This window comes from Aeromonas sp. DNP9 (genome assembly GCF_001728955.1).
GTDB classification, from domain to species: Bacteria; Pseudomonadota; Gammaproteobacteria; order Enterobacterales; family Aeromonadaceae; genus Aeromonas; species Aeromonas veronii.
This window is the reverse complement of sequence record NZ_LYSQ01000003.1, coordinates 1-22,909: the sequence shown is the minus strand read 5'-3', so window position 1 is coordinate 22,909 and position 22,909 is coordinate 1. Positions and strand designations below refer to the sequence as shown.

The window sequence follows — 22,909 nt, the reverse complement described above, 5'->3', positions numbered from 1 at the left end:
CGGTTATCGGCCACTCACGGCGCAGGCTGAGTCAGGGTGGCCATAAGTGTGGCTCAAGCGCGCCCCATTTACCGGATTTAACTCACGATTCAGCCATTTGGGGGATGGAATAATCGGGCGGCGCAAGAGGGGGGACCAAGTGCAGCATATTGTGCCAACCCGCTCCCCTCACCCTCTCCCAAAGGGAGATAGCTAGGGATATAGCGTTGGTAATGGGGGAATGGCTGATGGCATGAACGCCCGGTTACGCTACACCAATCAACCCAACAACTGACTGACAAACCAGTGGCAGGAAACAGCTCAGAGGAAGTGCCATTGCTTCCGTTTATTGATAAAAAGACCGGAGAAAAACAGAGGGCAGAAAAAGAGATTGCATGGTAAATGCCGAGTTCAGAACAACCCAATATAAAAGATACCCTATGGCATGAATCACCACCATCATATATTGTGAGACCCACCCGACAAAATCAATACATTTAATTATTACCACCCTAGTAGGGCCTATAATTTAGCTGCTGTTATTTAATCAACCATCTGGTGATATTTTTCAGGGAGGATATATGACATTAAGTTATCAAGACTTTATCAACCACGTAGAAAAAGATCTTTCACAGAAAATAACACAACTGCATTTAAATCAAAAAATCTACAGCGACTGCATTGATAAAAATGGCCATCAATATATTGATATAGTCATGGAGGGTGGTGGCGTTCTCGGCATTGCACTGCTGGGATATGTGTATGTTCTGGAGCGCGTCGGTTTGAGATTTTGTAGCATCGGAGGGACATCGGCAGGCTCGATCACCGCCCTGTTTTTAGCTGCGCTGGACCAGCCTGAGCATGCCAAAGTGACCAAATTAATTGAGCTGGTCGCCAATATGCCCATGGCATCATTTGTCGATGGCAAAAAAGAAGGTGACAAAGATGCGCAAGAGTTCGTCAACGCCATGGTGAACGCAGATAACATACTGTCATTTTGGAATGTCGTCAAAGGCCTGCAGATCGTTGACAATTTCAAAGAAATAATGGGGCTGAACCGGGGGGACGTATTCCATCAGTGGGTGAAGGAGCATCTTGACCACCTTGGCGTACCCACGACCCAGTTGCTGAAAAATCGAATGGGCACCACTCCTGCAGGCTGGACCTTGAGAGATAATCCGTTCAAAGAGCGCCAGCAACTCACACCTTTAAACCCGGCTAACAATTATTTATGCCTTGTCGCCTCCGATGTCTCAACCGAATCACGAGCATTGTTCCCACAAATGGCAGAGTTATACTGGGAAAATCCGGCAAATGTGCATCCTGCTGACTATGCAAGATGTTCGATGTCCATTCCCGGCTTTTTCAAGCCAGTCAAGATCCCCGCCATGCCATTCAGTGATGCCAGAAAAAAACGCTGGCAAACCTATTTAAACGACTCAACGCTCACCAGTGACCAATTCCCTCCTGACAATTTTGTATTTGTTGATGGCGGTATGGTATCGAACTTCCCCATCGATGTGTTCCATAACCACAAGGCGATCCCAAGCAGACCGACTTTTGGCGTCAAGTTGCAACTCGATATTTTCAGCCATAACATCAATAATGGTTTCGATCTGATTTCGCGGATCATAGACACGGCCAGGCATACCCTGGATAGAGAGTTCATTAATAACAACCCTGATTTTTCGAAATTGATAAGCTATATCGACACCAAAAAGATCAACTGGCTGGACTTTAACATGAGTGATGAGACAAAATTATTGCTCTTTCAGATGGGGGTGGACACAGCGATTGGCTTCCTCCATACATTTGATTGGCATGGCTACAAGGATATCCGCAGTAAAAAGTTGGATTCCAGCTTGTAATAAATCGATGTTCTTCACCCTATACCCGAGGTGAGGGCCAATGGTAGCAGGGGGCAAGCATACGCCCTTGCACCTTGTCGGCAGATAAAGATGCGCGGTGCAATGCACGCTGTTCATTGCACCCTACCCGATTTTACGAAATGGGAATTGGGGCAACTCGCCCCCCTCACCCTGCCCTCTCCCGGAGGGAGAGGGAATGCGGCACCGGTAATATGATCTTCAGCCGTGTAGGTTCGATTAGCGAAGCGTAATCGGACAGCGGTAACGGCATTACTCCCTTCTCCCATTTATTAGAAAAGGAGGAGAAGGGCTGGGGATAAGGGGCAGGAAAAATGAGATTACGCGGTAAACGTTGGGCTTCGCTACGCTCAGCCACAACCTACACAATCGGTAGGTTGGTGCTGAGCCTGCGAAGCCCAACATACAAGATATATATAATGCGCAAGTTATTATGTTGACCGCATGTAAGAGAAGGAAATTTTACATTTCCATCTAAATACGCATTGACTCACTAAGCGTTTTTTGGTGATACCGCCTTATAAATCAATCATAAAAAACCACTATATGGCCAAGAGTTTTAAAATATGGATTTCAGTTCGGAGCTACTAGAGTTATTGAGGCAATTATTACCTGGATTTTTAACTGCTTGGGTTTTCCACGCATTAACTGCATACCCCAAACAGTCTCAGTTCGAAAGAGTAATACAAGCTTTGATTTTCACACTATTGGTTAAGGTTCTTTCAGATTTATTCAAAGAGATAACAATCTACATTGGTGGATTTTATAAATTTTTTGAATGGTCTGCTGGGAAAGAGCTGGCAACATCTATCATCATTGCATTTCTGTTGGGCTTGGTTCTCTCTTATTACACAAACAACTCTAAATTTCATGGACTCCTACAAAAATTAAAGATAACCAACCAGTCATCATTTAATAGTGAGTGGGAAGACATATTTAATAGCGTAACATCTTTTGTAATATTAGATCTAAAGGATGGGCGAAGAATTTTTGGTTGGCCTAGTGTATGGCCATCAGATCCATCCAAAGGTCATATTGTTTTACAAAATCCAGAGTGGATATCAGAACAAGGTGAATATATACCTATGTTGAGCGCACAATACATAGTAATCAAAGCCGAAGAAATAGAATTCGTTGAATTTTTGAAGGAGGGTAATTCTGATGAGCAATGAGAATAAAAAGCCTATTGAAAAGTCCGGCAAAAACCCACCACCACCATTAAATTACGTAAAACCTAAACCAACACCAACCCCTCCAACTCCAACCAAAAAGTGATGGTGATTTATGTCTGATAAGAGAACATATCCAGGCCCAGATACACAAAAGAACAGTAGAAATCCACCACCCCCAACAAGATATGAAAAACCATCGCCAACCCCACCGCCACCACCTAAAAAAAATTAACTTCAATTATGTGTTTAGCAGGCAATTATGCCTGCTAAACACAATCACTCCCCCAACCTCTCCGCCAAACCGGAATAACGCTCGGTCTTTTTCCGCACCGCTTGTGCCAGCAGGGCGCGATCGCCGTAGAGATCGAGGCGCGCCTTGGCGCGGGTGATGCCGGTATAGACCAGCTCGCGGGTCAGCAGCGGGCTGGGGCTGTCGGGCAACACCAGCACGGTATGGGCAAACTCCGAGCCCTGGGATTTGTGGATGGTCATGGCGTAGACCGTCTCGTGGGGCGGCAGCCGGCTGGGCAACAGGGCACGCAGGGTGCCATCCGGCTGCTCAAACCATACCTTGAGCCGCCCGCTTTCATCGGGCAGGCAGAGCCCCATATCGCCGTTGTAGAGGCCGACGCCGTGGTCGTTGCGCACCACCATCACCGGGCGACCTGCATACCAGTCGCCATCGCGGGCAATCAGCCCGGCCCGTGACAGGGCCAGTTCCAGCCGTTCATTAAGCCCCAGCACCCCGAACGGGCCGTCGCGCAGGGCGCAGAGGATCTGGAAGCTGTTGAATGCCTTGAATACGGCGGCGGGCGCCTCCCCGGCGCGGGCCGCCTGCAGATAACTGCCGTAACCGGCTACCCCCCGGGCAATCAGGGCATCGTAGGCTTCCCCCGCCCAGGGGTGCAGGCTGATATCGCTAAAGCCCATACCCCAGACCGCCTCCACCGCCGTGGCATCGCCGCTATTGCAGGCGCGTGCCAGCTGGCCGATGCCGGAGTGCTGATCAAAGCGCCAGCTCTTGGCCAGCAAACAGAGGCTGTCGCGCACCGGTGCCCCCGCGGGCGTGCCCTGCAAGCGGTAGCCGGTCTGGCGGGAGAGCCAATCCGCCTGCGCCGGGCTGATGCCCTGTTCGATAAAGCTGCAGATATCGCCGAGCACGGCCCCCGCCTCCACCGAGGCGAGCTGATCCTTGTCGCCGAGCAGGATCAGGCGGGCGTGGCTCGGCAGCGCATCGAGCAGGCGCGCCATCATCGGCAGGTCAACCATGGAGGCCTCATCCACCACCAGCAAGTCAAGGTGCAGCGGGTTGCCAGCGTGGTGGCGGAACTGGCTGCGCCCAGGGATCACCCCGAGCAGCCGGTGCAAGGTGCCCGCTTCGGTAGGGATCGCCTCCACCCACTCGGGGGGCAGATCGAGGGCCTGCAGGGCAGAACCGATACTCTCGGTGAGGCGCGCCGCCGCCTTGCCGGTGGGAGCCACCAGCCGGATCGCCGGCGCCTTGCCTGCTTGCAGGCCGGTCTCCACCAGAATGGCGAGCAGTTTGGCGACCGTAGTGGTCTTGCCGGTGCCGGGGCCACCGGAGATCACCGCAAAGGGGCGCGCCGCCGCGGTGGCCGCCGCCAGCTTCTGGCCGTTGCAGCAGAGAGCCTCGGGCACCAGCGCATCCAGTTTGCTCAAGTCGCTCGCCGCCTGGGCGCTGGCGAGCAGCCCTTCGATGGCGGGCCAATCCACTTCATTGGGGAACACCAGATCGAGATACTTCTCGATAAAGTGGCGGGCCGAGAAGTCCGGCGCGAGGCGGGCCTTGAGCAGCGCCGCGAACACCAAGCCGTAGTCGCGGGCAAAGAGGCGCGACAGGGCCGGGGCTATCTCCGGCCATTCGGCGCGTTCACTCAAAGCGCGCAGATGGCGGGCCACCCCCTGCTCGTGATTGTGGTAGCGAGTGAGGTAGAGCCGACCGTGCCACAGCCGCAGCGGCCAGCGCGGGGCGAGCCCCTCATCCTGCTCGGTTCCAACCAAGGGACTAGCCGCAAACAGAGCGGGCCAGCGGGCAGGATCCGCCAGATCAGCCAACAGATCCCGGCTCTGCTGGGGATCCAGCCCGAACGGGCGCAGGGATCCGGCGATGAGCATCTCCAGCGGCAAACAGACATGGCCGCGCCCCAGCTCGAAGCAGGCAAGCGCCGCCCCCAGCACCAGCTCGGGGCTGCCGCCAAGGTCTGCCACCAGCCGGGCAAATTGCAGATCCAGCTGGCGGATACGGCCAGCCAGCGCCAGTATTTTCAACCGTTCAACCATCATTGCGCTGGCTGCGGTGCTGATCATGGTGCCGCTCATGCCTCTACCTCGTTTAATTCTGCTGATGAAACACCGCCAGAGCGATCACCGTTTCTAAACAACTCATCCAGCCCCAGCACCAGTTCACGGCTCGGGCGGGTATGGAAAATGCCCCCCTGCGGCATGCCGCGCAGGAACAGATAGAAGACCCCGCCAAAGTGCTGCTCGAAGTCGTAGCCCGGCAGGCGCAGGGTGAGCAGCCGGTGCAGCGCCAGCGAGTAGAGCTGGTATTGCAGGTCGTAGCGGTGCTCGGCCATCGCCCGCTCCAGCGCCGGACGGCTGTAATCGGCGGGGCTCATGCCGAGGTGGTTGGATTTGTAGTCGAGCAGATACCAGCGCCCCTGCCACTCGAACACCAGATCGATAAAGCCCTTGAGCATCCCCTGCACGGTGGCAAAGCTGAGCGGCTTGTTGCCCCGCGACAACGGGTCGTGCTGCTGGCAGAGGGCGGTCAGCGCCGGTGCCGTCACCCGTCCCATGGGCAGGAAGAACTCCAGCTCCACCTGTTTGCGCTCGGGGGCCAGATCCCGCAGCCGCACCGGCTCGCCAAAGCCCGTATCCAGCGGGGTATCCAGCACCGCCTCTACATGCTGTTGCAGCACCGGGGCCCAGCTCTCGTCGAAGCCGTCTTGCGCCAACAGCGCGGCGATATGCTCTGCCAACGGCTCGCCAGCGGCGCTCTGAAAATCGATGGTCTCGAACAGGCTGTGCAGCAAGGTGCCGGGGCGCGCCCCCTTCGGGAAGGTGAAGATGGAGGGCTGGGGAGCCTCCTCCGGTTGCTCGGAAGCCAGCGCGGCCGCCTCGGTCACCACCTCGTCATCGAAGCCGGGGTTGGCCAAGACACCTTTGCTGTGACCATGACCCTGCGCCGCCAGCCCGGAGTAGGAGCTGATCCACCAGTCCCGCTCAAGGGAACCGCTAAAGTGGCGCACCTGCGGCTCGCCCAACTGCTCCTCTTCTGGCGGCAGCGGGGCCGGACGGGTGAGCGAGGGCTCACCGACGGCCACCCCGGGCAGCGCCTGCGCCAGCTCGGTCAGCGCGGTCGCCAGCGTCTGCGCATCCCCCTCTTCACCCTTTTGCAGCAGGTAGCCGATGGCGGTGTGGTGCAGATCGGTCTTCTCCGACTTGCCCGCCCCCGCCCGCACCGGCGCCAGCCCCAGCCAGGTGGCGTAGACGCCCCGGGTCAGCGCCACATAGAGCAGCCGCAAATCTTCGGCAAGGCGCTCGCGATCGGCTTCTGCCAGGGAGCCCTCGGCGCCGGTCAGATCGAGAATGGTGCGATTGCCCGCCTCGTCCGCCTCGTGATAGAGCGGGGTCTCGGCGGTTCTGTGGCTGCAGATAAAGGGCAGGAACACCAGCGGGTACTCCAGCCCCTTGGATTTGTGGATGGTGACGATCTGCACCAATTTCCGCTCGGATTCGAGCCGCAGTACCTGCTCCGCATCCTGCCCGTTGGGGCGGCTCACCGCCTCCCCCAACCAGCGCAGCAGCGCATACTCCCCGTCCAGCTCGCTGCTCACCTGTTGCAGCAGCTCGCCAAGATGGAGGAAGTTGGTCAGCCGCCGCTCGCCATAGGGGCTCGCCAAAAGCGAAGAGGCGAGATTGCGCCGGTGCAGCAGGGCCCGCAGCATCGCCAGCACGCCGCGGCGATGCCAGATCTTGCGGTACTCCATAAACTCCTGCACCGCGCTCTCCCACGCCCGCTCGTCGCTGGCCAGCCCATCGAGCGCCTTGGCATCCAAATCAAACAGGCCGGTGGCGAGCGCGGCCCGCAGGCTGCGCTCTTCGCTCGGGTTCTGACAGGCGTGCAAAATCAGCAGGATCTCCCGCGCCTCCACCTGCTCCAGCACGCTCTCGCGGTTCGACAGATAGACGGAGGCGATGGCGAGGCGCGCCAGCTCCTGCTGCACCAGCTTGCCCTCGGCGCCGGTGCGTACCAGCACGGCGATATCCCCGGCCTTCACCGCCTGATCACCGATCAGCGCCTTACCCTCGCGGGCCAGGGTCAGCAGGCGGTGGATCTCGGCGGCGGTGGCGCGGGCCATCTTGCTCTGGTAATCCCCCCGGTTGAAGGTAGGCTGGCCGGTCAGCTGCCAGCAGTGGAGCACAGGGGCGGTAACGCCATCGAGCTGCAGCGCCTTGCTCTTGCCCTGCGCCTCCACCGGCAGGAAGGGGATATCCGCCTCGTAGATAAAGGGATCCTTGGCCCGCTCGAACAGGCCGTTGACCGCCCCCACCAGCGCACTGCTGGAGCGCCAGTTGCGCCCGAGGGTGTAGTGGGCGCTCACATTTCGCCGAGCCTGAATGTAGGTAAAGATGTCGGCGCCGCGAAAGCCGTAGATGGCCTGCTTGGGGTCACCGATCATCAGCAGCGCCGTGTCGGTGTGGCCACCGTAGAGGCGATGGAAGATGCGGTACTGCTGGGGATCGGTATCCTGAAATTCGTCGATCATCGCCACCCTGTAGGTGGCGCGAATGCGCTCGCAGAGCCGCTCGCCAAGGCTTGAGCCGAGCGCCCCGTCGAGATCTTTGAGCAGGTCATCGAACGAGAGCTGATGGGCTTGCCGCTTGCTGGCCTGCATCCGGCTGCGCACTACTTTGGCGGCCCGTTGCAGGATGAGATCCCGGATACCGGGGCGGCTCGCCAGCAGTTCATCGATCTGGCCGAACAGTGGCAGGGTCGGCACCGCGCCCCCCTTCTTGAGGTTCTCCTCCAGCACTGTCTGGCCGAAGCGCTCCAGCTCCTTGGGAATGGCGTAGCCACTGCTCTCGTCCTGTGCCCAGTCGGCTATCTTGGCAAGCCACCCTTCGTAGTTCTTGCCTGTGTAGCGGCTTACTTGCCCGTCGGTCTGGCGGCGGATCTCGTCCGTCTGCGCCAGCCATTCGCTCTTCACCGCCGCGATGCGACTCATGGCGGCCTGATGGCGGGCGGCGAGGGTCTCGTCCCCCAACGCGGGGTGGATCTCCAGCTCGCTGTTGTCGAGCCAGCTGCCCATTTCCCGCAGCAGGGCGGCGGGGCTCGGCCAGAGCGCACGCACCGCGCTGGCGAGGGCTTTATCCACCGGATAGAACTCGGCGCGCCAGTAGTCGCTCACCGCCTGCAGCCTGAGCTGGCCGTCGTCGGTAAGAAATTCGGTTTCAAAGAGGGCACCCGACTCGAAGGCGTTCTGTTTCAGCATCCGCTGGCAGAAGCCGTGGATGGTAAAGACCGCCGCCTCGTCCATCTGGCGCTCGGCAGCCAGCAGGCGACGGGCCGCCAATTCGTGATCCTCCACCTCGGCTAGCAGTTGGGCCAGCAGGGCATCATTGCTCTCACCGCGCATAAAGGCGAGCCGAGCCTCGTGGATGCGACCGCGGATCCGCCCGCGCAGCTCGGCGGTGGCCGCTTCGGTAAAGGTCACTACCAGAATTTCGGTCACCGAGAGCGGCCGCTCGTGGGCGCTCGGCTGACCGGCATCGGCCCCCTCTTCAATGAGCGGGCCGTGGCCCAGCAGCAGGCGCAGGTAGAGACCGGCGATGGTGTAGGTCTTGCCGGTACCGGCGGAGGCTTCGATCAGTCGTTCACCATGGAGGGGAAAACGCAATGTATTGAGCGGGTTAGCCATTATTTCAGCTCCTCCAGGGTCTTGAGCAGCGGGGTCAGGTGTTCGCGAGCCAGCGCCTGCAACTGACCCAGCACCTCGTCATCGAGTTCGGGGAAGCAGCGGGCGACGTAAGGATCTTGCCCCTCCCCATTGATCATCCAGCCGCCGTTGAAACGGGTGAGGGCCGCCTTGTCGGCCGCCTCCGGCTTGTCGGGATCCTTCTCGATCGCCTTGAGCCAATCCCAGGCGGTGTTGGGGAAAAACGGCAGCGGCCGCTTCATCCCCTGCGCCCAGCACGCCACCAGCGCCGCCAGCTTGGGGCGCGCCTCGTCGGCAGCGAGTGCTGGCAGGCGCAGACTCTGTTTGGCATCGAACAGCAGGGTGTCACCGGGGGCGCCACTCAATGAGAGGCAGAGGTGCTGGATCCAGCCCAGCAGCAGATCCTTGCCGTTGAAGCTGCCGGGTTTGACCACCAGCAAGCGCCCCTTCTGGGTGTCGATCCACCCTTGCAGCTGGCCCTGAGTGAGGGAGATATCGATCTCCACCGCCTGTTTTTCTGCCTCATTGGCCGCCACCCAGGGCCGTAACCGATCCGCCAGCTTGCCCATCTCGGCATCCAGATCGTCCAGCAGCAGGCTGCCAAACCACCCTTGCGGCAGCAGGCCGGTGAGCTGCAACCGCTCGCGCCGCTCGGTACTTTCACCTTCCGCCAGATGGGCATCGAGCAGCAGATCTTTCAGCTGATAATGTTGCAGGCCATCCAGCTCGAACGGCTCGCTGTCCTCGATGTTGGCTTCGTTCAGTTCAAACCACACCTTGAGGCGACGGTTGAGGAAATATTTGGTGGGCTGGCGATAGAAGCGCAGCAGCTCCGCCAGCTCCAGCCCCTGCTCCTTGCCCCATTCGGGAGGTAAAGGCAGCTCGCCGCTCTGGAAGTTGGCCGCGCCGCGCACCGGATTGAGAGCGGGCAGCCAGTCGGCAGCATAGGTAAAGAGGCGTGAACCCGCCGCCGGGTAGAAGTAGTCGCGACTGTAGGGGGTGAGCGGGTGCGCCACCATCAGGTGGTTGAGCAACCGCTTGCCGGAGGTTTCGTCGTCGAGATCCTCATCCCCCGCCAACACGAAGCCCTGCCGCACATAGTCGATCAGCTCCGCCAGCAGCACCGAGGGCACCTTGTCGCTGTTGTCCTGCGCGCTGAAGCCCTGATAGCTGATATAGAGCCCCTGCTGGGCACTCAACAGCGCCTCGAGGAAGAGGTAGCGGTCATCATCGCGACGGGAGCGATCCCCGCGCCGCGACGCCACCGCCATCAGATCGAACCCCATGGGAGCCAGGGTGCGCGGGTAGACGCCGTCGTTCATACCGAGCAGGCAGACCTGCTTGAAGGGGATAGAGCGCATCGGCATCAGGGTGCAGAAGTTGACCTGACCGGCGAGGAAGCGCTGGCTGGAGCGGGATTCCCCCAGCACGCTGCCGAGGTAGTCCTGCAACAGGTCGGCGGTAATGGGCTGCTCGAAGCGAGCCTCGCCAAGCCGGGTCTGCCACTCGGCCAGCTGGCTGCGAATCAGCTGAAGCTGACGCTCTTCATCCTCGTCAGCCAGATAGAAGCGCTCCAGCAGCGCCAGCAGGCAGGCGTTCCACTCGGCCAGCGGCTGCGCCTGTTGCAGGCGGGGCAGGAATTCTGCCAGCGAATCGACAAACCAGGCGAGCTTGCCGAGCGCCAGCCCCTGCTGCCCCTCGATATCGGCGTAAGGCAGGATGCCCGCCACCGGCTCGCCATCCCCCATGGCGAAACCGAGCAGCATGCGGCGCAGACCGAACAGCCAGCTGTTGCCGGACATGGGCGGCAGATCGAAACGGACGGGGTAACCGTCGTCCAGCCCCCAGCGGATGCCGGTCTCCTGCACCCAGACCCGCAGCTGGTTGAACTCGTCGTCATCCAGCTCGAAGCGGCGCAGCACCGCGGGCACCTCGAGAATGGCGAGCAGCTCGCCCGCCCCGAAGCGGGCGTTGGGCAGCCTGAGCAGGGCAAGGAAGCTTTGCAGCAGCGGGCTCTCCTGACTCGCCGCCCGATCCGAGACCGCAAACGGGATCTGGCCGCGCGCGCCAAACACCGCCTGAATGTAGGGGCCGTAGCTGTTCACATCCGGCATCATCACCACCACATCTTTCGGGGTGAGGGACGGATCCTGCTCGAACAGCGCCAGCAGCCGGTCGTGCAGCACTTCCAGCTCCCGCATCGGGCCGTGGCAGGCATGGATCTGCAAGGATCCATCCGCCGGATCGATGGGGCTCTTGTGATGGCTGCTGTCGAGATCGAACTGACCGGCACCTCGCTCGGCCAGCTCCAGCACATCCTTCTGGATGGCATGCAGCAGCTTTATATTGCCCTTGCCATCAACCTCGTCGATATCGACGAAGGCCTCGATTTGCGGCACCTCCAGCTCCATCAGCTGATGCAGGTAGTCGCGCCCCAACTTGCCCATGGAGGCGAGTAGCGGGTTGGCGGGGCCCTGCAATGTCTCGATATCGGTGCCGGGTTTAAGCTTGTTTTCGAGGCGCGCCAGGGTTTTTCTGTCCAGCAGATCCCCCCAGTAGTAGCGGCAGGGGTTGGTGACGAACAGGTGCACCTCCACCTCCGGCCGACTGCCGAGGGCCAGCAGCGCCTCCACATAGCGCGGCGGCAGCGCCGAGATGCCAAACACGAAGACCCGCTGCGGCAGCTTGCCCGGCAGATCGGCGGTACGCGCCAGCTCGTGGATAAACTCCTCGTAGAGGTTGGCACGGTGGTAACCGCTCGGAGAGAGCGCCAGGGTGCGAGCCACCAGCTCGCGCCACAGTTCGGGCTGCCAATCCTGACCGCTCACCCCGGCCAGCTCCTGACTCAATCCTTCCCCCTCTTCCCAACGGGCGATCCAGTCCGGCCGGTAGACCAGATACTGGTCAAAGAGATCCGCTACCTTCTGGCAGAGCTGCCACAGCCGCACCTGCTCGGGATCCTGGGCGGGATCCTCGTCCTCTCCACCGCCCAGATAGGCGGCGAGCGGGGCAAAGGCGGGGCGATCCAGCAAGGCAGGCAGAATGGTCATCAGCTGCCAGCTCATGGATCCCTTGTTGTAGGGGCTCTGGCGCGGCACATCCGCCAGCACCCGGGTGAACATCTCCCAGATAAAGCTGGCGGGCAGCGGAAAATCGATATTGGCGGCGATGCCGAAGGCCTTGGCCAGCTCCAGCTTGAGCCACTGGGCCATGCCCGGACTCTGCACCAGGATCTGCTCCCGATCGAAGGGGTGAGAGAGAGGGGCCTGCCGGATGCGGCTCACCAGCAGCTCTTTGAGCAGATCCAGCTGATTGGAGTGGTAGAGGGTAAACATGAGCAATTCCCGCCTGTGGATGAGAGGGGGCGAGGGAAAAGGCGAGCCATTTCCGTCACTTCACAAGAGAGGGAATTGTCGGGGATCGGGGGATAAGATGCAAAAGGCACTTGTGGCCAGCAGGCGGGCAAACCGCCGAACCATGAGGGGGGCCGCAGATTTGTGCAGCTGCCTTACCGACCCGGAAAACGCAGACAGAAAAAAGCCGGTGCAGGGCACCGGCCAAAAGGCATTGGAAAACTCAAACTAACTGGCTGTTACCAGTTTTTGCCGAGACGGGCATCCACACTGAAAGCCCCTGCTCCGGCTGCCGCCAGCGCCAGGAAACCACCAGCGACGGAGACGTTCTTCATAAACATCAGCATCTGCATCTGTTCGGCAGGCTGGTAGTGGAAAATAAAGGCGGCCATCAGGGTGAAACCGGCCATCAGCACCGACAGGCTGCGGGTAAAGAGACCCAGCATGATGGCGAGGCCACCACCCAGCTCAAGCAGGATCACCAGCGGCAGGATAAAACCCGGCACCCCCATCGCTTCCATATAGCCCTGGGTGCCGGCGTAACCACCGATCTTGCCCCAGCCCGCAATCACGAACATCAGCGCCAGCAGTACACGACCCGCCAGCAGCGCTACATCTTTCATCTTGTCCATTTCATATTCCTCGTTTGTGTCACATCACCGCTGACTGCTTCAGGGTAGGTCAAATAACAGGGCCTGAGTGGCACTTGTCGCAACCAACTCCCACCGGTATTCATCACGACTGAGTACCCCGTCGCCGGGTCGGGCAGCCAGACCATTAGCGGTCAGCTCCCCTGAAATCATCTGCAGGTAACCATGTCGGCCAGCCAGTGCCCAGTCGAGCGTTTCGCCCGGGGCCAGCTCCAGCCGCCATACGCGGGCCTGCTGGCGGATCACGAAGGATCCCGCCTCGCCATCCGGTGACGCCACCAGCGTCATACCCGGTCTGGACTCAATTTTCTTCTGCTGATATCCGGGTGGCGTGCCGACTTCATTCGGCTCGATCCAGATCTGCAACAGGGAGAGGGGTTCCATCTGCGAGGGGTTGTACTCGCTGTGACGGATCCCGCTGCCTGCGCTCATCAGCTGGAAATCCCCTGCCGGGATCTGCTCGACATGGCCGAGGCTGTCCTTGTGCTCTATGGTGCCTTGCAGCACGCAAGTGAGGATCTCCATATTGGCGTGAGGATGGGTGGCGAATCCGCCACCCGGCGCAACCAGATCCTGATTGATCACCCGCAGCACCGAGTGTCCCATCCACTCCGGGTCGTAGTAGTGACCGAAGGAGAAGCTGTGGCGTGCGTCCAGCCAGCCGAAGTTGGCCTTGCCTCGCGCCTCTGCGGCTCTCAATTTCATCATGGTGTGCTCCTCATCTATCCGGGGTTCGGTTTAGCGATCTTTACCACCGCCGAGACCAAACGGAATGCGATACTCGCTGCTCTCGCCAGCCAGGCTGACAGTCAGGTTGCCCTGGGTACGACCCGGGATCTTCACCTGCTGGGTACCCATCAGGTTGGCGTGGACCGATGCCAGCAGATCGCCAGACTCGTCGCGCACTTCCAGCATCGGGTTGGCTTTGCCATCCAGCGCTGCGGTGGAGTGCCACTTCACAAACAGCACACCCGGGGTGGCGTTGAAGTCAGCCGGTACGGCGGCGTGGGCGAAACCTGTGGTCATCAGGCCTGCAACGGCCAGCATCTTGATTACGTTTTTCATGTTCATTCACTCTCTTGTTTTATATGTCATTGCCAAGGCCAACTCGGCCAGAATCAATGCATCCATGCAAGAGGTCATTCAAATAGTGTGTTGTTCTTTCACCGACATCAGACATGCCGATTTGGCCTGTCACAGTGCGGAACTTCCCGCATATTTGGCCGCCAGACGTTCCTGCCTAAGCGATGATTGAATATTAAAGGTGCTTGGCTTAACTTGTTAGCGAGATAATCTGGCGAACATATTCAAAAAAATTGAAGGTGAAAGATGGCCAAGGAGTCGAACAAGGAACGCGCACTCACCCTGGAGGCAATCCGGGTGCTGGATGCCATCGACCGCCGTGGCAGCTTCGCGGCGGCGGCCGACGAGCTGGGCAAGGTACCTTCGGCATTGAGCTACACGGTGCAAAAGCTGGAAGATGAACTGGATGCCATGCTGTTCGACCGCAGCGGCCACCGCACCAAGTTCACCCCGGCGGGGCGCATGCTGCTGGAACGCGGGCGGGTACTGCTGGAAGCGGCCGAGCATCTGGTGGGCGAGACCCGGGCGCTGGCCCGCGGCTGGGAAACCGACATCACCATCGCCGTCGATGCGCTGGTGCCCTTGCAGGCGCTCTACCCCTTGGTGGATCGACTGGCCGAGCAGACCGATACCCGGCTCAGACTGCGCGCCGAAGTGCTGGCGGGCAGCTGGGAGTGTCTGGAGGATGGCCGCGCCGACCTGCTCATCTCCTCCCTCAACCCGGATATCGTGATGACCGGCATCAAGCATCAGGTGCTGAAAGAGGAGGTTATGCTCTATGTCGCCCACCCCGACCACCCTCTCCATCAGGAGCCGGAGCCCCTCGCCGACGAGACCCTGCGCCGCTATCGCGCCATCGCCGTCGCCGATACCGCGCTGCGCAAGCCGGTGCTGACCTACCGCCTGCTCGACAAGCAACCGCGCCTCACCGTCAGCACCATGGCGGAGAAGCGCGATGCCCTGCTGGCCGGGCTAGGCATCGGCACCATGCCGCAGAGCTGGATTGAGGAGGACATCCGGGCCGGACGGCTCAAGGTGATCAGCCCCGAATATCGCCATCAGCTCCAGGTCGTGCTGGCCTGGCGGCGAGACACCATGGGCAAGGCCAAAAGCTGGCTGGTGCGGGAGATACCAAAACTGTTTGCGGCTGGTGAGAAATGAGATCCAGTTAACAGAAATGTTAATTGCATGCCTCACTTGACGCCCAATATCTTTGCTGATTTCATAGCCGCCTCATTGAACCCATGGAAGCTGTAGAAAATGAAAAAGAGTTTGCTGGTTGCCCTCACCACCCTGCCCCTGTTTGCCAATGCCGGCCTGATGGATTCGCTGACCGACAGCGTCACCAGCAGCGTCAAGGATGCGGCCAGCACTGCCGTATCCGGTGCAGTGGACAGCGCATCCAACGAAGCCATCAAGAAGGCACTGGATATCAAGGAAGGCGGCTCCAACAAGCAGGCAATTAAAGAGAAGCTGGGCGCTCCTGCCACCACCAAGACTGAATCCGGTCTGGAAGTGTGGACCTATGATCTGGATGCCTTGAACAAGGCCTCTCCGCTGCTGGCAGAAACCACCAAAACCCTGCTGAAAGATACCGACGCCGCCAAGAAAAACGTGGTCATCAAGTTCGAAGGCGAAACCGTCAAGAAAGTAGAGCTGACCGACAAGGCTCAAGGCTAAGTTCACTCGTCCGGTGGAGTGGGCTGAACACCCGCACCGGCACAGATAGCAAGAGGGGGAGCATCAGGCTCCCCTCTTTTATTGGCAATCACCAGCGTTCAACCAATCTGCTACTCAACGCAGTAAACACAAAAAGGGTGGCCTCGGCCACCCTTGGGTTGATAACAGCTGGCGCTGTTACTGGTTCGCTTCGGCAAACTGCTTCATCGCTTCGGCGTGCTTGGTCATACCGGCGGCACGCTCGTTGAGGTTCTTGATGAACTCCGCCTTCTTGGCAGGATCTTCAATGCGGTCATAACGTTGCTGCAGGTTGGCCTGGATCTGCTCCGGGGTCATGTTCTGCATGCGGGCCATCTTGTCGTGGCGACCTCCGTGGTGTTTGCCACCCATCATGCCGCCGCCGTCCATCGGGCAATCCACCATGGCACCGGGCTGGCCGGTGGGGGCAGCTTCACTGGCTGCATAGGCACCCAGCGGCAGGCCAAGGATCAGGGTGGCGGTCAGCAGGGTTTTGGTCAGCTTTTTCATGGTCTATCTCCTGTAGGGATGATTCTGGTTCGGCGCTCTTGCCTTGCCCTCAAGTAAACACCCTATCGGTGTCTGAACTTTGCCAGCCTCACCCTTTTTTGTAGCAGAGTGTGGCATCGTGCGGATCTGGCACACTTTGACACAAACCGCCGGGCGGATTTTCGTATACTCGTGCCAACGCCAAGCAGGGGAGGTATACATGAACCAGGGCAACACCCACATTCTGGTGGTCGACGACCACAGCGAGATCCGCGATCTCTTGAAGCGCTTTCTGGAGCAGCACGGCCTGCGGGTCAGCTGCGCCCGGGATGGCAAGGAGATGAAGCGACTGCTGGAGGAGCGTGAGTTCGATCTGCTGGTGCTGGATCTGATGATGCCGGGTGAAGATGGCCTGACCCTCTGCCGCGAGCTGCGGGTCAAATCGAACCTGCCCATCATCATGCTCACTGCCATGGGGGAAGAGACCGACCGCATCATCGGATTGGAGATGGGGGCCGACGACTATCTGGCCAAGCCCTTCAACCCGCGCGAGCTGCTGGCGCGCATCAAGGCGGTGATGCGCCGCACCCAGGCAGAAACCCAACCCGCCGCCGAGACCCTGACCCGGGATCTGCGCTTCGATCGCTGGCTGCTCGACGTCAATCGCCGGGAGCTGGTCGATGAGGATGGGGTGGGCCTGAGCCTCTCCACCGCCGAGTTCGATCTGCTCAAGGTGTTTCTGGAACGCCCGCAGCGAGTGCTGAGCCGGGATCAACTGCTGGATCTGGCCCGTGGCCGCGAGGCGGTAGCCTTCGATCGCGCCATCGATACTCTGGTGAGCCGCCTGCGCCGCAAGCTGGAGCGGGATCCCAAGAATCCGGAGCTGATCAAGACCATCTGGGGTGGTGGTTATATGTTCTCCGCCGACGTGACGCAGGTTTAAGCAGTGGGCACCTTGCGACGACTGTGGGCACGGATGTGGCCCAAGGGGCTGACCGGCCAGATCATTCTGGTGGCGCTGGCGGGGTTGATCCTGATCCAGCTGCTCAGTATCCAGATCTACCGCACGGATCGGGAGGAGGCGCTCGGCTTCGTCAACAGCCGCAACGCCATGCAGCGGATCATCTCGGTGGTGCGGCTGCTCTCCCTCTCCCCCCCGTCCCTCTATGACGAGATCCTCAAAGCGAGCCGCAGCGAGACCCTGCTGCTGCGCCTCTCCGACGAGCCGCTGCAACCGGATAACCGCAGTCCCCGCTTCGAGCAGCTGGTGCGCTCGCGCCTCAACTACCCCCCCGGCCTCACCGTCGAGATCAGTGCCGAACTGAAGGAGGATACCCAGCGCAGCAAGGCGTGGGAACATCATGCCCGCATGATGCGGGATCGCAAGGGGCCGCCCCCGCCGCGGGATATGCGGCTCTACGGCTCCATCGAACTGCCGCAGGGGGGCTGGCTGCAGTTCAGCTCGCTGGTCGACAAGGAGGCTGGCAGCTGGTCGTGGCAGACCACCCTCAACCTGATGCTGGTCGCCAGTCTGGTGATCGGGCTGATGGTGCTGCTGTTTCGCCGTGCCACCCGCCCGCTCAAGCAGCTGGCAGGCAATGCGGAGCGGCTAGGACGGGGCGAGGATATCGAACCCTTGAAAGAGGAGGGGCCGACCGAGATCCGCGAATCGATTCAGGCCTTCAACAGGATGCACACCCGGCTCGACCGCTTCGTGCAGGACAGAACCCGGATGCTGGCGGCCATCTCCCACGATCTGCGCACCCCCATCACCAGCCTGAGGCTGCGCACCGAGTTTCTGGCCGATGGCGAGGACAAGGAGCGCATCCAGCAGACCCTGCAACAGATGGAGCAGATGCTGGCGGCCACCCTCAGCTTTGCCCGCGAGGAGGGGCAGCAGGAGGCCACTCGCGAGCTGGATCTGGTCAGCCTGCTGGTCAGCCTGTGCGATGACTATGCCGATACCGGCCAGCCGGTCACCTGTCTGGCGGAAGGCAAAGAGGTCTACGCCTGCCGGGCCAACACCCTGCGCCGAGTGCTGCAGAACCTGATCGGCAACGCCATCAAATATGCCGGCAGCGCCGAAGTGTCGCTGGAGCGGCGCAAGGAGGAGCTGTTGATCCGGGTCTGCGATAACGGACCGGGGATCGATCCGGCCCGGCTGGAAGATGTGTTCAAGCCGTTCGTACGGCTCGACGAAGCGCGCAACACAGAGTCCGGCAGTGTCGGGTTGGGGCTCTCCATCGCCCGCACTCTGGTCCATCAGCACGGCGGCGAGCTGACCCTGCTCAATCGGCCACAGGGGGGACTGGAGGCGCGGATCAGCCTGCCGCTGTAAGTAGTTACTCTATCCGCCAGCCTTGTCATAGCGCCGTTTGCATCATGCAAACTTCATCATCTGAGCACTTGTTCTTCGATCAGAAAGGCGGTGATAATCGGTGACCACGGAACGGTATACGGCAGCGGATTGGAGCAAGGATGGCCTCTTCCAGGACAGGAGTCATAGTCAGTATCGGATGGGGGCTCCTGCTGCTCGCCCTTGCCCTGCCAGCCAGGGCAAAAGCCCCGGAAGAGCCGATCATCATTACCAACTCCAAAGCCTGGCAGCCCTTCTCCTATATCAATGAGTCGGGCCAGCCGGATGGCCTGCTGATCGATTTATGGCGTGAATATGCCCGGGTGACCGGCCAGAAGATCGAGTTCAGGCTGGTCGACTGGCAGGGCTCCCTCGACCTGCTCCATGAGGGAAAAGCGGACGTTCACGCCGGACTGCTCTGGTCACCGGAGCGGGACAAACTGTTCGACTATGGCCGGCCTCTCGCCCAGCTCGACTCCCAACTCTTCTTCTCGAGCGAACTGCGCGGCACCGATGTACATTACTACCTGCTCAATGAAACGGTCGGCGTGGTGGCCGGTGGCTACGAGGAGTATTACGCCAGGCGCTACTTCCCCGGCACCAGACTGCAGACCTTCAATGACAATGACACCATGCTGGCTGCGGCCTTCAAAGGGGAATTGAAGGCTTTTATCGCCGATCTGCAGGTCGCCAACTTCTACATCTATACCTCGGACGATCCCACCCGCTTTATTCCGGTTCGCCACCTTTATACCGACCAGATCCGCTTTGCGGTGAAAAAGGGCGACCTTGCCCTGTTAAACCGGCTGGAAGAGGGGTTCGCCCAGCTCAAAGAGAGCGATCGGGAGCGGATCATCCGCAAATGGATGCATGTCGAAACCGTCTATCCCATCCACCTCGGTCCCTGGCTACTGCTGGCCGCGGGACTCATCATGGTGGCCTATATCGTGCAACTGCGCCGGGCTGTCGCCAATCGCACGGCAGAGCTGAGTCGCGCCAATGCCAGACTGGAGAAACAAGCCAGTACCGATCCCCTGACCGGCCTGCTCAATCGACGGGCATTTATGCCCGCCATGGAGCAACGACTGGCAAGCGGGGATCCCTGTGCCCTGCTGCTGTTCGATGTGGATCACTTCAAGGAGACCAATGACCGCTTTGGTCATGGCATCGGGGATCTGTTGCTGGAAAAGCTGGCCACGACTGTGAGCAACCTGTTGCCCGAAGAGGCCCTGCTGGCCCGCATCGGCGGCGAAGAGTTTTGCCTGCTGCTGCCGCTGGCCACATTGGCAGAGACAGAGCAATGGGCCAAGCGCATCTGCCTGGAGAGCAACCGGCAAACCCTGCACACCAGCAGCGGCGAGGTGACCCTCTCCATCAGCACCGGGGCAGTCTGGGTAGCCGCAGAGAGAGAGGCTGATGCCGACCAGCTACTACGGCAGGCTGACGCCCTCATGTATCAGGCCAAGGGACTGGGGCGCAATACCTGGCAAGCCGCTCCCTATCAGGCATAGCCCCTGACGGACGCGCAATAAAAACGGCCGCCATCAGAAGATGGCGGCCGCATGACAGGTTCCCAATCAGAAGTTGTAGGTCACGCCCAGGTTGTAGCGGCGACCATCCAGCACAGTGCCATAGCTGCTGTAATCCACCGTCTTGTCGAACAGGTTGTAGACCCCGGCAGTCAGATCCAGATGCTTGTTGGCCTTGTAGACCAGACCCATGTCAAAGAAGGTGTAGGACGGGGTCCCCTCCGCCATCTTCACCCGACTCAGGTACTCGGAAGTCTCGCCACGGAAGTTGACCCGTGACCAGAGGCTGAGATCCTCGGTGGTCTGCCAGTCTACGCTGCCGTTGAACATGTGACGGGGCATCTGGTTGAGAGCATGGCCCGCCAGTGGGCCACTCTTCTGCTCGGACTGGGTAAAGGTGTAGCTGGAGCTGACCGACCAATCCTCGTTGATGGCCCAATCCATCATCCCCTCGACCCCGCGCATATTCGCCTTGTCGACGTTGACCCGATCGCTGATGAAGTCATAGCTGTGACCATTGAGCGTACAGGCTGGCTGCGTCTTGTCGGTACAGCGGCGCACTTCGGAGATTTTGTTCTTGAAGTCGGTGTTGAACAGAGTCACCCCGGCATTGAAGCCCTGATGGCCGTTCCACAGCAGGCCGATCTCTTCACTCACGCTGGTCTCGGGTTTGAGATCCGGGTTGCCGACCAGCATGCCATCCAGGCTGCCACCACCGGTGACCTGACCCCAGTTGGCCGCAGACATCCGCAAGTCAGGGGAGCGGTAACCGGTCGAGACGCCCCCTTTCAGGGTCCAACTATCATCCAGATGCCAGACGCCGTAAAGGCGCGGGCTCCAGTGAGAGCCGTAATTCTGATCCCGATCCATGCGTGCGCCACCGGTCAGGGCAAAGCTGTCGGTGAGTGACCACTCATCCTCGACAAACATCGCCCAGCTCCAGCGGGTCAACTGTTCGGCGGGGTTGGCCACTTTCAGGTTATTGCCCTGATCGTGCAGATCCTCATAGCGATACTGACCACCGACACTCAGGTAGTGATCCCCCAGAATAAACTGGGTATGGGTATCGGCGATGGTGTTGGTAAGCTCCATCTTGCGGCCGGGGTTGGTGTTGGTCTCCTGCTGCAGATAGCTGCTGGAAGAGCCGAAATCATACTGGCCATCATGGGTCAGCGCATAGTTGGTGCGCTCGTAGCGATTAAGGCTATCTTTCGCCTTCACAGCCAGCGAATTGCCGGCCGTGCGATCCCGATCCTGCAGACTGCGACTGGCTTCCAGATCGAAGCGGTTATGGTCATCAGGCTTGAAGCTGAGCACCGCCGTGCCACTGCGAGTCTCTTGCTCGGCAAAACCCTGGGTAAATTTGTCTTCACCGCGATGGGCAAGCTGACCGTTGAAACGCAGCCCCAACACGCCATCGATCAGTGAACCTGCGGTATAGGCATCGGTCTGGAAGCTGTTGCCAGCATCCTTGTTCTCCTGGAAGGTCGAATCAGCATGAACCGATCCCTGCCAGGCCAGGCCGGTGGTCTTGCGGGTAATCACGTTAATCACGCCCCCCATGGCATCGGAACCATAACGGGATGACATGGGGCCACGGACGACCTCAATGCGCTCAATCGCCTGCAGTGGCGGCAGCCAGCCCTGCTCGATACCCGGACCATCGCTGTTCGGGCGAGTGCCACGGCTATCCACCTTCTTGCCATCAACCAGCATCAGGGTGTATTTCGACCCCATACCGCGAATGCTGATATCACTGCTGCTGCCACCGCCAGTCACCACAACACCGGGAACATCCTTCAGGGCATCAGTCACATCGCGATATGCCCGTTTCTCCAGCTGCTCACGGGTAATCACGGAGATGGAGGCTGCAGAGTCTTCAATCTTCTGCTGGAAGCCGGAAGCGGTGACGACCATCACCTCTTGTTCGGCAGCATAGGCCTGGGTCGCAAGAAGGGAGCAGATCAACAAGGCAAGCTTGTTCAGTTTCACTGTTGTCATGTTTTAGCCTGAACGTTTTTAGTAGGAAGGTGGCGTATTCCCTTACTTCATTCGTTACAACGCCCTGGCATCCGGCCAGGCGCAGTATTAGAAAAGGCTCATTTGAAAAGCACTTTATTAATCAGTCCGCATTGTAACGACACCTCCCAGATCATTCAAACAATAATCATTATCATTTGCCTCGCGTGGCATTCCTGCTACAAAACAGCTCATTCTTGATAAGAGACTGTTTTAATGGAATAAATCCATAAACAAACACGGGAATTAAACAAACAAGCGGAAGCGATGACGTACCGTTGCAAGATGACCTGATTTAATCCTCAAGCTCTATCAGTTCGCAGCGGAACAATATCGCCAAGATGGGATGTGCTGCGATACAGAGGTGGAAACAGTAGCAAGAACACCAACAGGGGAAGGTATTGCCATCGTGGTGGGATGTCGGCAGCTCACCAGCAGGCTAAAACATCAAAACCCGGTCGTGAGACTGGGCTTTGTGTTCGTTCTGGTATGCAAACCTGTGGGTCTTATGGACAAAATCGCCCATGGCAAAAAGGCCTTCCCAATCGGGAAGGCCTTCAAATTAGTGGCGGAGCGGACGGGACTCGAACCCGCGACCCCCGGCGTGACAGGCCGGTATTCTAACCGACTGAACTACCGCTCCGCATTCGGTTAGCTTGCGCTAAATTGTTTGCCGCTTCTTCTGAGGTGTCATCCTCGCAGCCAGTGACGTGATTATCCACATCACCGTTT

The 22,909-nt window shown here is 59.5% G+C and carries 15 protein-coding genes and 1 tRNA gene; 7 read left to right on the top strand and 9 right to left on the bottom strand.

Features of this window, described 5'->3' with window-relative positions; all coding sequences use genetic code 11:
• Positions 1–560 precede the first annotated feature (560 nt).
• Together A9G06_RS02280 and A9G06_RS02275 are read left to right on the top strand one after the other, a co-directional pair.
• Complete coding sequence (locus tag A9G06_RS02280; RefSeq protein ID WP_069554144.1) at positions 561–1,847, top strand: patatin-like phospholipase family protein; 1,287 nt, start codon at positions 561–563, stop codon at positions 1,845–1,847.
• A 584-nt stretch (positions 1,848–2,431) separates the two neighbouring features.
• A complete protein-coding gene (locus tag A9G06_RS02275; RefSeq protein WP_069554143.1) occupies positions 2,432–3,037 on the top strand; it encodes a DUF6338 family protein in 606 nt (201 codons plus the stop codon).
• A 276-nt stretch (positions 3,038–3,313) separates the two neighbouring features.
• Here the strand turns inward: A9G06_RS02275 and recD are convergent, their stop codons facing one another.
• The 6 genes from recD to A9G06_RS02245 all read right to left on the bottom strand — a co-directional run bounded on the left by recD (position 3,314) and on the right by A9G06_RS02245 (position 14,074).
• A complete protein-coding gene (gene recD, locus A9G06_RS02270) occupies positions 3,314–5,377 on the bottom strand; it encodes an exodeoxyribonuclease V subunit alpha (protein ID WP_069554142.1) in 2,064 nt (687 codons plus the stop codon).
• The gene (gene recB / locus A9G06_RS02265; protein WP_069554141.1) at positions 5,374–8,982 is read right to left on the bottom strand and encodes an exodeoxyribonuclease V subunit beta; all 3,609 of its coding nucleotides are present in this window, start codon (positions 8,980–8,982) and stop codon (positions 5,374–5,376) included. Before recB ends, recD begins: the two co-directional genes overlap by 4 nt.
• Positions 8,982–12,335: an exodeoxyribonuclease V subunit gamma gene (gene recC / locus A9G06_RS02260; RefSeq protein WP_069554140.1), complete on the bottom strand. Its 3,354-nt coding sequence runs from the start codon at positions 12,333–12,335 to the stop codon at positions 8,982–8,984. Before recC ends, recB begins: the two co-directional genes overlap by 1 nt.
• A 257-nt stretch (positions 12,336–12,592) precedes the next feature.
• Entirely contained in the window at positions 12,593–12,985 is a 393-nt protein-coding gene (locus tag A9G06_RS02255) for a DoxX family protein (protein ID WP_041210053.1), read from the bottom strand.
• A gap of 39 nt (positions 12,986–13,024) precedes the next feature.
• On the bottom strand, positions 13,025–13,711 hold the full coding sequence (locus tag A9G06_RS02250; RefSeq protein ID WP_069554139.1) for a pirin family protein: 687 nt from the start codon (positions 13,709–13,711) through the stop codon (positions 13,025–13,027).
• Positions 13,712–13,741: 30 nt separating this feature from the next.
• Complete coding sequence (locus A9G06_RS02245) at positions 13,742–14,074, bottom strand: hypothetical protein (RefSeq protein ID WP_041210051.1); 333 nt, start codon at positions 14,072–14,074, stop codon at positions 13,742–13,744.
• 258 nt (positions 14,075–14,332) lie between these two features.
• On the opposite strand from A9G06_RS02245, the gene A9G06_RS02240 reads away from it, so the two are divergent.
• Positions 14,333–15,247, top strand: a complete 915-nt coding sequence (locus A9G06_RS02240) for a LysR family transcriptional regulator (RefSeq protein ID WP_042030198.1) — start codon at positions 14,333–14,335, stop codon at positions 15,245–15,247.
• Between the two features lie 99 nt (positions 15,248–15,346).
• The gene (locus A9G06_RS02235) at positions 15,347–15,766 is read left to right on the top strand and encodes a hypothetical protein (RefSeq protein ID WP_069554138.1); all 420 of its coding nucleotides are present in this window, start codon (positions 15,347–15,349) and stop codon (positions 15,764–15,766) included.
• Between the two features lie 177 nt (positions 15,767–15,943).
• On the opposite strand, the gene A9G06_RS02230 is transcribed toward A9G06_RS02235, so the two are convergent.
• Complete coding sequence (locus A9G06_RS02230; RefSeq protein ID WP_042059745.1) at positions 15,944–16,294, bottom strand: hypothetical protein; 351 nt, start codon at positions 16,292–16,294, stop codon at positions 15,944–15,946.
• Between the two features lie 199 nt (positions 16,295–16,493).
• Here A9G06_RS02230 and A9G06_RS02225 point away from each other — a divergent pair, with 199 nt between their 5' ends.
• The 3 genes from A9G06_RS02225 (at position 16,494) to A9G06_RS02215 (ending at position 20,140) form a co-directional block, all read left to right on the top strand.
• A complete protein-coding gene (locus A9G06_RS02225) occupies positions 16,494–17,216 on the top strand; it encodes a response regulator (protein WP_005336534.1) in 723 nt (240 codons plus the stop codon).
• Between the two features lie 33 nt (positions 17,217–17,249).
• The gene (locus A9G06_RS02220) at positions 17,250–18,611 is read left to right on the top strand and encodes an ATP-binding protein (protein WP_021231762.1); all 1,362 of its coding nucleotides are present in this window, start codon (positions 17,250–17,252) and stop codon (positions 18,609–18,611) included.
• Positions 18,612–18,751: 140 nt separating this feature from the next.
• On the top strand, positions 18,752–20,140 hold the full coding sequence (locus A9G06_RS02215; protein WP_069554137.1) for a sensor domain-containing diguanylate cyclase: 1,389 nt from the start codon (positions 18,752–18,754) through the stop codon (positions 20,138–20,140).
• Between the two features lie 66 nt (positions 20,141–20,206).
• Here the strand turns inward: A9G06_RS02215 and A9G06_RS02210 are convergent, their stop codons facing one another.
• Positions 20,207–22,159, bottom strand: coding sequence for a ligand-gated channel protein (locus tag A9G06_RS02210; RefSeq protein ID WP_069554136.1), 1,953 nt, complete (start codon positions 22,157–22,159; stop codon positions 20,207–20,209).
• A gap of 584 nt (positions 22,160–22,743) precedes the next feature.
• Positions 22,744–22,820, bottom strand: a tRNA-Asp gene (locus A9G06_RS02205).
• Between the last annotated feature and the right edge of the window lie 89 nt (positions 22,821–22,909).